Source organism: Paenibacillus terrae (assembly GCF_000943545.1).
Classification (GTDB): Bacteria; Bacillota; Bacilli; order Paenibacillales; family Paenibacillaceae; genus Paenibacillus; species Paenibacillus terrae_A.
Map to the genome: position 1 here is coordinate 1 of NZ_JTHP01000094.1, position 15,203 is coordinate 15,203.

The 15,203-nt window shown below is 42.6% G+C and carries 12 protein-coding genes; 3 read left to right on the top strand and 9 right to left on the bottom strand.

Features of this window, described 5'->3' with window-relative positions:
- Positions 1-16 precede the first annotated feature (16 nt).
- From QD47_RS32265 to QD47_RS26720, 3 genes are all read right to left on the bottom strand, one after another.
- Positions 17-613, bottom strand: a complete 597-nt coding sequence (locus tag QD47_RS32265; RefSeq protein ID WP_052646966.1) for a hypothetical protein — start codon at positions 611-613, stop codon at positions 17-19.
- 150 nt (positions 614-763) lie between these two features.
- A complete protein-coding gene (locus QD47_RS26715) occupies positions 764-1,903 on the bottom strand; it encodes a tyrosine-type recombinase/integrase (RefSeq protein ID WP_044648970.1) in 1,140 nt (379 codons plus the stop codon).
- A 218-nt stretch (positions 1,904-2,121) separates the two neighbouring features.
- Positions 2,122-4,185, bottom strand: coding sequence for a methyl-accepting chemotaxis protein (locus QD47_RS26720; protein WP_044648971.1), 2,064 nt, complete (start codon positions 4,183-4,185; stop codon positions 2,122-2,124).
- Between the two features lie 261 nt (positions 4,186-4,446).
- Between QD47_RS26720 and QD47_RS33480 the strand changes: the two genes are divergently transcribed.
- Positions 4,447-4,665 carry a rhodanese-like domain-containing protein gene (locus tag QD47_RS33480; RefSeq protein WP_268794275.1) on the top strand — a complete coding sequence of 73 codons (219 nt, stop codon included), beginning with the start codon at positions 4,447-4,449 and terminating at the stop codon, positions 4,663-4,665.
- A 57-nt stretch (positions 4,666-4,722) separates the two neighbouring features.
- On the opposite strand, the gene QD47_RS26725 is transcribed toward QD47_RS33480, so the two are convergent.
- The 5 genes from QD47_RS26725 to QD47_RS26740 form a co-directional block, all read right to left on the bottom strand.
- Entirely contained in the window at positions 4,723-7,329 is a 2,607-nt protein-coding gene (locus QD47_RS26725; protein ID WP_052646968.1) for a glycosyl hydrolase, read from the bottom strand.
- 270 nt (positions 7,330-7,599) lie between these two features.
- A complete protein-coding gene (locus QD47_RS32270) occupies positions 7,600-7,773 on the bottom strand; it encodes a hypothetical protein (RefSeq protein ID WP_161797206.1) in 174 nt (57 codons plus the stop codon).
- Positions 7,774-7,982: 209 nt separating this feature from the next.
- On the bottom strand, positions 7,983-8,984 hold the full coding sequence (locus QD47_RS26730; protein ID WP_044648972.1) for an ABC transporter substrate-binding protein: 1,002 nt from the start codon (positions 8,982-8,984) through the stop codon (positions 7,983-7,985).
- A 270-nt stretch (positions 8,985-9,254) separates the two neighbouring features.
- The gene (locus QD47_RS26735) at positions 9,255-9,794 is read right to left on the bottom strand and encodes a CueP family metal-binding protein (protein ID WP_044648973.1); all 540 of its coding nucleotides are present in this window, start codon (positions 9,792-9,794) and stop codon (positions 9,255-9,257) included.
- A 178-nt stretch (positions 9,795-9,972) separates the two neighbouring features.
- Positions 9,973-10,920 carry an ADP-ribosylglycohydrolase family protein gene (locus QD47_RS26740; protein WP_044648974.1) on the bottom strand — a complete coding sequence of 316 codons (948 nt, stop codon included), beginning with the start codon at positions 10,918-10,920 and terminating at the stop codon, positions 9,973-9,975.
- Positions 10,921-11,504: 584 nt separating this feature from the next.
- Between QD47_RS26740 and QD47_RS26745 the strand changes: the two genes are divergently transcribed.
- Together QD47_RS26745 and QD47_RS26750 are read left to right on the top strand one after the other, a co-directional pair.
- A complete protein-coding gene (locus tag QD47_RS26745; protein WP_044648975.1) occupies positions 11,505-11,711 on the top strand; it encodes a hypothetical protein in 207 nt (68 codons plus the stop codon).
- A gap of 34 nt (positions 11,712-11,745) precedes the next feature.
- Positions 11,746-12,294: a DUF1697 domain-containing protein gene (locus QD47_RS26750; protein WP_044648976.1), complete on the top strand. Its 549-nt coding sequence runs from the start codon at positions 11,746-11,748 to the stop codon at positions 12,292-12,294.
- Positions 12,295-12,499: 205 nt separating this feature from the next.
- On the opposite strand, the gene QD47_RS32275 is transcribed toward QD47_RS26750, so the two are convergent.
- Positions 12,500-15,203, bottom strand: a 2,704-nt coding sequence (locus QD47_RS32275; RefSeq protein ID WP_161797207.1) for an nSTAND3 domain-containing NTPase, incomplete at its 5' end; no start/stop codon positions are given.

Genomic DNA, 15,203 nt, shown 5'->3' on the forward strand with positions numbered 1-15,203 from the left:
GTTTCTTTAGTTCAATTTATATAAACAAAAAACTCTCCTTGAGTTCTGACATATTTAAATCATTTATATTATCTCTTACTTTAAAAACAGTCCCTATCGGATCGACTGGTTCAATTATGCTTTCTCCAACAAATTTTGGTGCAGTGATAATTTGTAACTTGAGATTATCGTGGTAAAACTCAGGCATAGGCGAAGTATCAATAGCCAAGCCTGCAAAAATAGAAAGTTTTGGGTGTCCTTCTGTAATCCCCATGATGTATTCAATGTATTGTACGAACAATTCTGTATTTCTTTTAAAAGATCTTTCGTTATTGTACGCTAGCTTCAATAACCATCTTGACAATAATCTATAATCATAATCAATATTTAGGTGTGTGTCGGGTTCATACTCATCAACAAAATATCTTTTTATTATATTTGATCCATAGTTATCAAGTTCACTTAGTATTTCGTTATTGCATTTTAAACAAACGTCTTTAATTACTGGATCAGCTTTAAAATAACTATCTCCTCTTATCGTAAAATCACATTCTGCGAATACAACGAGAAGCGAATCTGGAATAATATGTTCTTTCGTAAGTTTTCCTTCTTCTGAACAATATGCACACACCATTTATTATTCTCCTTTGTCTGTGTTTTCTCAATTTTACGGAGGTTTCACATAACGTCTTATTTACGAACTTCCGAAAGAATGCACTCTTCGTCATATTCACGAACTTCGTGAATCCTGCACTTTTCTCCTTATTCCCGCACTTTCTGCGTTTCAATCCTCTAGCCTGTCCATCTGATCCAGCGGGCTTTGAATTCGCCCAATGTCCCGCCTGCTCACATGTGTATAGCGCTCCGTTGTTCGCACACTCTGATGCCCCAGCAGTTCCTGAATATAGCGAAGATCAATCCCATTCTCCAGCAAGTGGGTCGCAAAGGAATGCCTTAGCGAATGGATACTCACCTGTTTACGAATGTCCGCTTCCGCCAGCGCTTTTTCAAACACTTTCTGCGCCGAACGTTTCGTCAGGTGGCGGCCTTCCCTCTGCCCTGGAAACAGCCAGTCTTCCGGCTGCTCCGCCCCTATGTACTGCTCGACCACCGCAAAAGCCGCTTCGGAGAGTAGCGTTTGCCGGTCCTTCCTGCCCTTTCCCTGACGGAATTTCAGCACTTTTCGTTCCCGGTCGCAGTCTTCGGGACGCAACCTTACAACTTCGCTTACCCGCAGCCCGGATGTATACGTCAGGTACAGAATAGCCCGATGCTTCAGATTTTTCACTGTTTTCAACAGGCGCATGACCTCATTCAGGGACAACACATCCGGCAGTTTACTCTCCTTTTTCGGACGAACATAGGCGGCGGATTTGGGCTGTTTTAGCACATGGTGAAAGTAAAATTTTAGCGCACTAATCGCTTGGTTAACATAAGCGTGCGAAAGACCTTTTTCGAGCAGTGCCAGCGCATATTTTTGTACCGCCGCATCACTTATACTTGCTTTGATCCCTTGCAAATGGGCGAAAAAGCGTTCCGTTTGCGATATGTAAGCTTTCATCGTCTTACTGCTGTAACCCCTTGCTACCAGTGCATCACGCAATTCTTTCCGCCGATCCGGATTCCATTCACCTCGTTCCGAAGAAGAGAAATCCGTATTTCTCTGCGTGCCCCGCTGATCCAGCCACTCCCCGATGTACGGCAGTTCTGTATTCAAGCGCTCACCGCACTCGAACTCGCAGCTCCGATATGCTTCCAACAGGCTTTCTACAGCCACAATGCTGTATGGAATCGTCCATATTTTTTCGTCCGGAACCCATTTCCTGCCAGATATGGACCGAATCCCTTCTCGCTCCTCGACTCCGTATCGCTCCAACTGTACACCGATCGTTTTTTCATCCCGATAAAGCAGGTTAATCTTCATCTCGCTTGCCTCCTTAGTATATCAACCATTCAAAAAATTGGAAATCGAATTTTGCACAAAAAAAGGGCCTTAAGATGGAGATTCATCTTAAGGCCCCGATTCTTTCGGAGCAAATGGTTGATCCGTTAAGTCCAATTTTCATTATCATAAACTGCCTTACCTTTACTTGTCCAGTTCCTCCGCCACATCATCCCATAGCATCGCCGCCACCTACCGTGTTACTCAACCTTAAACTGGCTTAATTCGTCTTGAAGCTTATTGGACAATTGGCTTAATTGTTTGGATAGTTCAGCAACCTGCTCGATGCTATCCAATTGTTCCTGCGTGCTGGCGCTAACCTCTTCAGTTGAAGCGGAATTCTCCTCCGTGGTGGAAGAGATGATCTCCAGCGCCTGCAAAATCTCATCTTTGTGCTTGTGGACTTTGGAGGTGTTGTTGCTAATCTGGATCATTCGCAATTTCAAATCTTCCAAATCCTTGTTAATGCTAAAGAATACTTGCTTGGTGTTCTCCACCGATCTGGCATTTTCTTCAGCAATTTTCAGGCCGTGAGCCGTATGCTCAACCGATACACTGGTTTTTTCTTCAATCACACGTACCTTCTTGTAGATTTCCTGTGTCGCCAGTGCCGTCTGCTCAGCCAGCTTGCGAACCTCCCCGGCAACAACGGCAAACCCTTTGCCCTGTTCTCCTGCACGTGCAGCTTCAATGGAAGCATTGAGCGCCAGCAGGTTGGTCTGCGTTGCAATTTGGTTGACCGTGTCCACGAAGCTCGAAATCTCGTGACGGCTTAGATCAATCTCCTGAATAATAGACGACATCGCTTGTGTGGAATTGTGATTTTCTTCTGCCCATTTGGATAACTGATCCACTACAGCTAGCCCCATTCCGCTTTGCTCGGCAGAGATTTGCACCATCGTTTCTATGGCTTTGGCATCATTGGCAATTTCGTCAATTTGGCCGGACAATGCTCCGGTTTTTTGTAAAATATTCTCCGTTTCGACGGACTGGTAGTTCGTCGCATTGGCTATCTCATTGATTGCTGTCGCAGTATCGTTCATTGTTATCGCGGTTCTGGAAGAAATGGATTGCAGACCGTCAGAGGACTGATTCAAGACCTGAGCTGAGCCGCCCACCATTTGGAGCATTCCTTGAATTTTTTGAACCATATTGTGAACTCCTTGAGAAATTTGCCCGATTTCGTTGTTGGAATGCGTATCAAACTGAACAGTTAAATCTCCATTTTCAATCAGCTTGATTTTTGCGAGCAACTTCGGTATCGATCTCAACAGATAACGGAGCGTTATATAACAAATCACAACCAGCAGGATTGTGGCTGCGGCAAATCCGCCAATGGTAAGCCAGGTAAAGGCTTTTAATTCTGTGAGCACCTCTTGCTCAGAAATAGTTAAGCCTACGGACCACCCGGTATCTTTACTGGTTGCATACCCGATATAACGACGTTCTCCATTATCATTAAACAGTTGTACTCCAGACTCGCCGGAAATCATTTTCTTTCCGATCTCCCCAGGCTCACCTGGGATTTCGTTAATTTTTTCTTTCAGCACTTTAGTCTGATCGGGGTGATATAAAATATCACCTGTTTTGGATGCAAGAATCGAATAACCTGTGCTTCCGAGCGAATAGCTTTGCATAAGGGCAGGGATATCTTTGAAGGCAATATCAGCTGCTGCAAATCCAATTAATTGGTTACTGTTATCTTTGATCGGATAGAAAATACCCATGAGCACACTACCCGTAGCGACGTCAATATAGGGATCCGAGTAGTATAAACCGTTTGCTTCAACAGCTGGCTTGAAGAACGGGCGTTTTTGGATATCGTAATCCGGTTTGGAAGCAGCACCATCATTCTGAAGAAAGAAGCCTTTGCCAGATATTCCTGCAATCCAGGCGTCGGCAAAAGATGGCTCTGCCTTTACAATGGCTGCCAGAGTCGCTTCTGTTTCTGCAGCATATGGAGAAGTTTTCACCATATCTGCCGATTTGGTTGTTTCTATGTATTGCTGAAAAAGGTTGTTCGTTGACATTTGTTTGACAAGCGATCCCTTTTCCTTAAACAACGCATCGAATTGACTGACGATGGCCTGCGTCTTGGTCTGGAGCATGGCCTCTTGCTGCTTGATAAGTATGCTTTGCGTGCTTGCAAACATGAACGTCCCCAAGGTTGCAAAGACGACAACGATAATGACTAACAACACAATGGCTAATGTGTTCGCAATGCTGGATGATCTGAATACGCGCTTTTTAATATTTTGTGACATGCTGCCATCTCCCCGAGGAATATTGAGCGAGAAGCTCTTAGATAATATGTCGGAAGTTTGCAGTTGTTTGAATAGGTTTTAGTATATAAAAGTTTAATTATTACACAGCACGAAATGCTCAAAATGCTCAAAAGTATGCAAGAGGTGCAACGTATGTCCGCAGGCTCGATTTCCGTCGACTCCTATATATTGATCGACTCGCAGGAACGGTTACACTACCTCTGACTGGAAGAACCCATAGATAAAGCAGAGAGGCATGTCCTGGGTGCGGTGAATTACTTTTGGAAAGAGGCACTGAACGAAAAGGGTACATTTAAAAATGCGCAACAACTGGAACAGCATTTTGCCAGCCTGGACCGGAATGCAGATATCATCGTGTATTGCGGTTCAGGCGTAGCCGCCTGCTATAGCCCCTATTTATTCAGATACGAGGTCACAGACAGACTACGGCTGTGCCAGTGGAATCCGCCAGAGACATGAGCATCACCTGTCAGAGCATGACTCTTGGCTACTACGGTATGCCCTGCACCCTCTCCATTAATCTCCCAAGTTTCCAGTCGAGTCAAGGACAGCTTTAATCTCATCGAAGTACATCGTGCCAGTCAGTTTGGCTCCATCAATAGCATTCGTATAAATGCTGAATTCTGTCACACTCTTAAGTCGATCTTTAGTGATTGAGCCTTGTGTGCCATGCACGGGAACAAACTCATTAAAAGGCATCTTCTCCAGATGCGGCTCTGTACTGGTCGTCTTAGGATAGTATTCGAACAGCTCGCCGTCCATCTTGAGTTGAATAACAAGCTTCTGACCTTGACCATCCGGTGTGAACTGCATCTGAAGCTGATCGAATGCTGACCAGTCTACACCGCTGAGCACCTTGGTGACTCCTGAGTAACCTTGAGTAGACAAGGTGTACGTATACTTGAGCTGATGTCCGCCTTTAGCATCATCCGACAGAGCCACCTGAATTTCATCGCCACTGCTTGCACGAACATACTTGGACTGGAGGATTTTGTTGCCGTTGTCGCCGGTTCCGTAGGATTCGAAGTCATCTACAACAGCTGGATCCAAGGAAACCTCATAATAAGCATTGTAGAGCTGGACCTGATCCACATATACAGGACCGCTCTTCAAACCGCTGCCTACAATCGATACAGCCAGGCTCTCAGCCGCACTGGACGGCGACTTCAGATTGATGACGGCCTCATACTCATAATAGGCGGTATTGCTGATCTCGACCTGCCCAAGCGAAGATACCTTTTTCAGCGTCTCCTCTTGACCGTACTTCGTCTCCGACTGTCCTGGAATCATGGCCACTGCACGAAGCGTAGCGCCGTCAGCAGTCGCATTTACCGGAACGAGCAGTTTGAGCTTCACGCGGTTCACCTGCTTGTAATCGACACTCGGATCCTGGAGCAGCATCTTAAACTCCTGCCAAGTCTGGCTTGGATCAAGACCGTTTACATTGATCTTGAGCATGCCATTTCCTTTCAACTGAACACGGCTGAAGGAAGTCTTCACGCTATCCGGATATGCGCCGTTATTTCGGATTCCGTTCAGCTCCTTCGTATGATCGAAGCCGTAGGACTTGATCGGAATTTCGTTCACTCTGACGAACACTTGAATCTGCTGACTCAGCGTGACGCGGTTTCCTTGATACACCTTCACTTCAATATCCGCTGTCTTGCCGTTCAGTTCCAGCGGCGGGGTCCATTCGGCTGCATAAAACCCATTCGAATCAAGCTTCATCTGTTGCTCTTTGTTAAGTCCGCTGGCTGTGAATGTCACCTTGGTCGGCTTGGTATCCAGCACGCGGGCCAAAATTTTTGTTGTCTTGCGTGTGACAGAAGAGCCTTCTACCGGAAATGCAATATGCATGAACGGTTCTTTGGCAATCGTATCCACCTTGTAATCATAGACTCCCTCCACATCCTTTAGGAAGCCTGTATAATCATCCCGATAATAGTTTACGAAATCATTCAGCAGCTCGTGGTCTCCAAGACCATTCGGTGCGTTCTTGTAAGGAACGAACAGATTGCCGTTCGTGCTGAAATTCGCCCAAGTAAGCATATAGGACATGCGCTTCGCATCGGGATTGGACTTGATCGCATTCAGCACCTTGGTGAACCATTCCGTATCCAGATTACCGCTGACTTTCATTCCACTAGGCGAGTAGCCGAATTCAGAGAACGTTGAGACCTTGCCAGTCAGATCCGCCAGCTTGGAGATCATCGCAAGGTCACTAACCAGTCCGTTCAAAAATGACTCTGTTCCTGGATTAGCATCATTATCGTATTGATCCATTCCCAAGACATCAACATACAAGTCTCCAGGATAAGTGGTCAAATAATTATCTTCTTTGCCGCCGAATGGTCCATTCGGGGAATACACGTACAGGAAGTTGTGAACTCCCTTAATATCCCGTAAATATTCGACCGTATAACGGTACAGTGCTACATACTGACTTGACGTGGTTGTCTTGGATCCCCACCAGAACCAGCCGCCATTCTGCTCGTGGAACGGACGGAACAATACAGGGATCGGCTTGCCCTGATCATCCTTGAGATCCTTGGCGAAGTCAGCGATCTGATCGAGGAAGGCATTGAAGTCTTCATTCTTGTCCCCTCCCGGCAAAATATGCTCGACCACATTGCCCGCAGTATCGTTAAAGGTACCTCCAGTTACAAAATTCGGGAAGTGGGTACTCAGATTAAGAATAGCGCCCATCTCATGAGCCTGCTTCATGGAAGAGACCAGATTACGGCGGCTCTGTTCAAGATCGCCGGCGACGCCCGGCTTCTCCTTGCCTTCAAGACTCAAGGTATCCCAGCCGAAGACGGCAGGATAATCACCGACGGAGTTGTATACATCAGATGGAACCCCTGCAGCACCCGACTTCAAGGTGATCCCTTCATCTGTAGCATGCTGATGTCCGAACAAGATTTTTTTGCCCCGAATGTCATTCAAATAGGCGAACAGAGAGCGTGTCTCTGCAGTCGCCTGCGGATCAACCAAAGTTATTTTGCCAGGCTGCTGCGTGACTGAAGTGGTCTCTTCCTGGCTCGCAGCCCATGCTGGAAAAGCCATCGAGAAGGTGAGAATAACAGTAAGTAGAGATACAGAATATAACCTCAATCCTTTCATCTAAATGCCTCCATTTGTCGAATAATGAAATCACATCACCCTAACAATCGCCTAACAAAACCTAACAATTGCCAACAAAACAAAACTGCAAACTTACGCCTCCTTTTCATTTTAAATTGTTTGAAAACTAAAATGTAAACGCTTTATAATGCGATTATATGCAAAATCTATCCAAAAGTCTATGCTAACAGAGATATATTTTAGGTCAATTTATCAATAACAAAAATAACAATATGCGTAATTCATCGAATGGAAATGCAAAAAAAGCCGTTAGGAGAGGAAAACTCCTATGAACGGATTTTTTTCCTTCATACAAATGTATTTATTCACCAACATCTGCGGATCAATATCTCCTCTGACATCACCGGGGACTACCAGCTTACCCCGTCCAGAACCGCAGGTGCAATCTTCATCGCAGGAGGATTCGTGCTTGCTGCCACTCACCGTGACTCCCTCTTTTCAGACCGATCAGACCGATCATAATGGCGCCGATGCGATCGCCCCGATCAGTGATTGCCCAATCTTATGTAACGGGATAGCGGCCATTCTATAACATAAGCCTATAAAAAAAGCATGGATGAGAGCGGTCAGACCACCCCCATTCATGCTTATCATACACCAGCTATGAATCGTACGGAATACTGGGACCTAGCTCATTTCGTAATCGCCGCAACAACCTGGTCAACCAGCGCTTTCGATGAGATGGGACCGCCAAACGTCCATGTCTTGCTGTCCAATGCATAAATGCGTTTTTCTTTGACAAAATTCAGTCCGTTCCAGACCGAACTATTTTTCATCGCTGCGCCGAAAACATCATCGTTCGGCTGCACAATATAGAGGAAGTTGCTGTCCTGAACGGCAGACAGCGCTTCAATACCAACGGTTGAAAAACCATACTGTTCAAGCTTGTCCGGTTTCCAATCGTTAATCAGCCCGCTCTTCGCCAGTGTCCCGGCGACCACCGAGTTATCTGAAAACATGCGCAGGCTGGCCGCATTTTGATAAGTGAACGCCTGTGTGAGAATATAATGGAAGTTCGCTTTACCGGTAGCGGCAAGCTTTTCTTTGGCTTCCGCATAATGCTGATCCAACTCCTTCAGCACCTGCTTCGCCTTGTCTTCTTTTCCAAGAGCGACAGCGATGTTGTTGAAAATCTCTGCCATTTTGTCATGATCATAGCCGTTACCGCTATTCAGACTATATTCGACTGTCGGTGCAATGGCTCTCAGTTGATCATAGATAGCTGCATTTCCATCAACATTGGAAATGATCAGATCCGGCTTCAATGCAGCAATCGCCTCCAGATTGGGCTCGTTGCGCGTTCCGACATCGGTCACACTGCTATCCAGAGCCGCCTCTGGAGTCACATACTGCTTGTATCCAGCATTATCCGCATTACCCACGGGCTGAACGCCCAGCGCAATCATATCCTCCGTAAATGTCCATTCCAGCACTACGACACGCTGTGCTGGTCTGTCGAGTGTGATCTCGCCACGATCATGCTTTACTGTCACAGGACCAGCCGCGACTTCAGCCAGTGTGCTGCCCGAAGCTGGAGCTTTGCTTGTATCCGATATATTGCCGGCCGCTCCGCAGCCTGCCAGAACAAGCGCAAAAACCATCAAAAATAAGATCCCGCTCAAACCCTTTTTCATAGAACATAATCTCCCCGTGTATGTACATTTGCAGATAATGATTATCATTATCATTTTTTGGATTATGAAGGAGAAATGTAATTTTGTCAATGATTAAAGTTGAATACTCAAAGGGCACACAGACATTTTTCCGCTTCTCCGATCTAGCACAGCGGCTGACCTAGACGCTCCTCGCCACGGGTAGCTGGGTCCTTTTAAAACCCGGGTAATTTCCGATTCCGATCTATTTCCTTGGCAGAGGAGTCTGGATATGGATTTAGATTCACTGCGTTAACCCAACTGCATTGTGGTCATACAAGTATCGTCGTTTTCAAACGTGGAGATTTTGGATTTTGCAGTTTTTCCTTCATGCTCTACCGTAACGCTATAGGTTTTGTCACGCGGCAGCCATATATCAATAAATCCATTCGGCTGGGATTTTATTAAGGCTTTATTCATGACTGAATTTCCATCAGAATCATGAATCGTTACACTGAACTCTTCATCCTTCATTTCGCCTTGACAACCAGTCAGGCTATGGGTTGCACAAGGGTGGGTCTGTTCCATATATGGCGCTATCGAAACAAAAAACTCGTTATCAGGCAGATCGTAGGTCTTGGTTGTGGTACCATCCTCCGATACACTCAACTGACTGGAAGTGATGGAAGCGGACTGAGCCGTTGCCTTTCTTGTACTGAAATCATGCACCAATTGCTTGATATTTGACGCTCCTTGGGTGTCGGCTTCTTCTCGCTGGGCATTTCCTGCAATCAGATATGTCCCTATGGCAACCGCAACTAACCCCGTAGCTATCAAGGTTATTTTTTTCATCTTGAGTTCATCTCCTTGTCCCTTTTTTTACTATTATAAAGGAGTGCACATCAGGATGGCAGGATGAAACCATTATGTCACCATATGCTCACATTCATCTCTGGTACAGGTCAAAAATTGAGCAATGCGCGGTTTTCTATCCCGAACCGATGATGCCCAGCGGCTCATTTCTACTCAGTTATTGGTGATCTTCATTTAGGTTCTTTTCGGCCTTCTTCCATAAAGCCTCAGTAAGTTCATCAATCGTTTCCTTCATTGACAGCTTCTCACGCCAATGGCCTGGAATTCCACTGTGCCCGTAAAAAGCCCCGGCAATCTGCCCGTATACCGCTCCCGTTGTATCGGCATCATCCCCAAGGTTTACTGCCAGCAGTGCCCCATTTTCAAAGGAAGTTGAATGATAAAATGCCCACAACGCAGCCTCAAGGGAACGAATGACATAACCGGTTCCCTGTATTTCGGGCGGCTCCTTATGGCGGTAAGATCCCTGAATGATTCCTTCAATTGCTGCCGAATAAGTTGGCTTGTCCCGCCGCCACTTTCGGCACACGTCGGCCGATAACATTGCTTCTTTGTCTTCCCCACGCAGAGCTGCTACAAGGATTGAAGCAAGCACAGCGCAGGCCTCAACACTTTCCACTGCTCCATGGGTGGTGCGTGAACTCATCTCGGCATACATCAGCGCCTCTTCCGGATAGTTCGCATAGGCCATAGCAACAGGTGCAAGCCTCATAATGGAGCCGTTTCCTGCGCTCATGGGGTCAACAGATCCGCTGTACGGATCTCCAGTGGCTTCGAACCGATGCAGCGCCCCTCTCGTCGCACCACCGATATCAAAGCACGTTCCTGTGCTGCTCATATATCCCACATAGTACCAATTGGTGTATCGCCGCATTTGGTCTGCCGGATCAAATTCATCTTTTCGCACCAGACTCTCGGCCAAACAGAGCGCCATGGATGTATCGTCTGTCCATTGTCCCGGCTTTAGTCCGAACACACCGCCGCCCACGATATCCGTTACAAGTTCAAATGTACCTGGACTGCTGAATTCCACCGTGGTTCCCAAAGCGTCACACGCAGCCAGCCCGACCAGACATCCAAAAAAACGATCCTTAATAAGTGCCATTCTGGTTCTACCCTCTTTACAATTGTGATAACTAACGTAGACAGTATATTCGTTGCGAAGCACATCATTAAAACCCTTTGAATCTGGATAAATAATAATCAAATAAAAGATGATGAAGATGATAGCAATCTAATTAAACGCTCGGCGTCAGCTTCGTTTAGAAAATCATAGTCCATTTTGGTGAATGATGACCCATTAAATAAATCATGCCAGCGCACTAGTGAAATATCATCTTTATCGTTTATATTCATGATTTAATTCAGAAATGCGTTCGTTGAAATAAGCTCTTAGTTTATAGTCGTATATTTTAGAAAATGACATTTTTCCTCCTGCATAGGTAAGGCTTTTTCCTAAAGTTAGCACGTTGCCATCCCTTCTTTATATAATCTATCCATTACAACCTATATTGTAAAATTAATCTGGCTGGAGCCACAAGGCGTAATAATGAATTAATGGTACTGCTCAAATATAGAAACATATGTTCTTTATTTCTATATTATGATATCTTAGAAACGGATAATATGTAGGAGGTTTCTGAAAAAAGCGTATTTAAGTCTTCTGCAAGCAGAAAGGAATTGAAGCACATGAAACAGCTAAGCGAAGCTCTTGCCCGTTTTGTTCAACAACAAAACTTGTATAATGAAGCCTATGGGCTGTTCCAAGACCACGATATCCGGCTCCGGGCTGAGAAAATAACTGATTGCTGGGACAGTCGGATTCCTGTATCCCCTGAGCTTGAGTATTTGTACAGCCATTATGAAATGGTCGATGCCAACCTATCCCTGTGTTAATAAAATCCTTTTGTACAAGAGAGGTGGGCCTTATATGATCTATATCGCATTGCTGCGGGGCATTAATGTGGGTGGCAACAACAAGATTAATATGAAAAAGCTCAAGGAAACATTTGAGCAGGCTGGTATGAACCATGTGACGACGTACATCAACTCCGGAAACATCATTTTTTCCAGTGAATTTCAATCCAACGAGGAGCTGTCACTTCAACTAGAGCAGGCAATTCTCGAGGATTTTAGCTTGCCCATCCGGGTTATCGTCCGCAATATGGCGGAAATCCAGATCATTATGGAGGCATTGCCGGGGGAATGGTCTAATGATACACAGATGAAAAGTGATGTATATTTTCTGTGGGATGAAGTTAACGATATTTCTGTTCTGGACAAACTTCCTTTGAAGCCGGGAATAGGCCATGTAATGTATACGTCCGGGGCCATTCTGTTTTCTGTCAACAGAGAACATGTTACAAAAAGCGGGATAACGAAACTGGTCGGCTCCAGCCTGTATCAGCATATGACGGTGCGAAATGTGAACACGACCCGGCAGATTTATAAGCTGATGCAAGCAGCTGAACAGTTGTGAAATCTGAATAGACAAATAAAAGAAAAAGAATTATAAAAATAGGGATAGCAACATAAAAACTCATATGTAAAGTGACAACACAGCCAACATCTTGTAGCAAAGATGTTGGCTGTTTAAAAAGAATATTAGGATGTTAGGATTCTATAGTTTCCAATTATCATCTTATAAATTTATAATACTGAAAATAGGTCCTAGCCAGAACTCATCAAAAATACTGTTCAATAAAATTATCAATCTTTGTCAGATCATCCTTTATAATTTGTTCAACTGAATCGTTAAGCAATGCAGTTAACTTTTCTGAGTGTGTTAAGCAGTATTCATAATCAATTGTGCATTCTGTTTCGGACTTACTTGTGGCAATCTTTTGAAATACATCGTAAGACAAATCAGTAGCCACTTCAATAAACTCTACTTCTAACATTTCTAAAAACCTAAGTAAAATCCAATCATTAATTGTACTTGTTACTTCTTTTTCATTATTCATTTCTTGGTGTGAATACACGGAAAATAGACCAAATGCTAATTGTTCAGTTCCATTTAGTTCCTTCATACGCTCAATAAAAGGGTTAATGCTTCTATACAAATAATATTTACTTTCATCCTCAAAAAACTCAATGAGAATACCAAATACGTTATAAATATAAAAGTGAAATTCGGAATCGTCTATGATCCAGTTAATAAGATCTTGAATCTTATCTTTTTCATATGAATGGTCATTAATATTCTTACATAGTAGATATACTTGAATCTCAGTTGCTATAAAATAAAACCAGCCGTTATTATGCCCCAAGTAGGTGCTTTTTTTAATCAAATTCCATTCATCATTTGAAATATTGAGCCATTGTTTTAAATTACCTCGATTAAAATACGTTTCATTATGTTCCTTTGCTGCCATTGCAATTCTGGTAAGAATATCATATTCGGTCGTTTCAATTGAATTAAACATATTATCGAAGAATTTATAGATTTGATTTTCTATTCTATTACCTCGTTTATATTCATCAATAATTTTTGCAAGGAAGAGTGGATTAATAGAATAATATACTCCTTCCCATTTGGATTCTCCCTTGAAAAAATCTTTATGGACTTGATCAAGGATCTCATTTCCACAGTCTACTATCCCCACAAGATTAATTAGTGAATCCCAATCATATAGATCATCCCAATATCTATAGGGAAGTAACTCTTCCATGAATTTTTTTTCACTTGTTTCTTCTAAAAAGTTATCTTCTTCAAGGAATTCGGGTTGACTTATGCCAGGTTTATTATTTGTGATTTCTTCAAAGTTAGAATGACTTCTATTCCATTTTACGGCGTATCCATCTCTATTTAATGTTTTCTCCAATGCCCTCATGGCCTTAAGCAATTCTTTTTTAACCTTAAAGCTATATAATTCAAACGCTTTGGGAACATCCCCGAATAACAATTGCTCGATCTCAAATTCCATCCCATCTGAAGCATAAAAATCATAATCATCATGAATAAGCCGAATTATACTGTCAGAAATTTCATTGTAGTTTTCCTGAAAGTAAGAGTCAAAAGCTTCTTCACCATATATATCTCTGAATTCATAAAAAACGATGTAAAATCTTAAAAAATTTATTTTTAAGCGATAGCTATCCAATATTTCTTTCATATCAGGGATTTCAAACCCTTGTTTTATTAATTTATCGACAATCTTGGGAACAGCATACTTCTCTTCATGGGAAAGTGCATGAAAGTCATCTTTCAACAAACTTTTAATAAAAAAAGTCTTTAATTTCTCTATCACGGCCCTTAATTTTTCAGAATTGTATCGCTCATTCAAATTTAAAATTTGTTTAAGCTTTAAATTGTAACTATCTGTATAATCTGAGGAGAGATAAAAGTCCGTAAATCTATCATCCTCACAGATATAATCTAATCCATTCAAGTAAACAAAATCTAATATTGCATAATCTTTATCTATTTTATCAATAATCCCAGGAATGATTGTTTGCTCAAACTCCATGTTGTTATGTTCATCTATTAAATTGAGTAAAGGTAATTCGTGTGCAAAAAACAAAATCGAGTTCATTAAATCAATATGCTTAATAATATTCGGCCCATAAAGTGAAAGGTTTTTTGATATTAAGGTTCTCCAATATCCCAGCATGCTATGATTGTTAAACCCTGCGATTGTTTTTTTGACTTCAAATTCCACATAATTCAAAGTTTTTTTAAAAGTCAAATCTCTTACAAAACAAAAGGAAGAGGAGAACTGATTTAGAGCATCATCAAAGCTCTGCCACTTTTTCCAGGGGAGGCTTTTTTGTAACTCCCCGTAGCATTTTCTTAAAATATTTAGCTCTACTGGACTCGCAAATATCGTCATACATAAACCAAGATAAACTGCACTTTCAGAAATTTCTTGAAGGTGGTTATACATTCTTTCGTAAATTTTATTAGGATTTTCCAATGCTTCCAACAGTATTTTTATCGCTAGGACACCATCACACTCCATTTTAGAAATATGATGGATCGCATCACTAATAAGTCTAGGGTTATAATTTTCATGATCAATGATTCTGTCAGAAACGATTACAATACTTTGCAAACAGCTATATTTTAAGTTTAACTTTTTTAAAATACTCCACAATATTCTCGTTTTATCTGCGTTTTTCAAGCTCTTTAAAGATAATTCAACAGTCATATTATGCATTATTGACTTTAATTCTTGTATTAATTTCATGCCTTCAAAAAGAATATTTTTTCTTGAAATCAATATAATTTTGTGGTTATCCCCACTGATAATGCTTTTAAGCATTCGATATATTTTAGATTCACCATTTTTGACTTGATTATTGACGTAATTTACACCTAAAAAGTCATCTACTACAAATAATTGTTTTTTATCTGAGCGATAAAATTTATACACATCTTCAATTGTA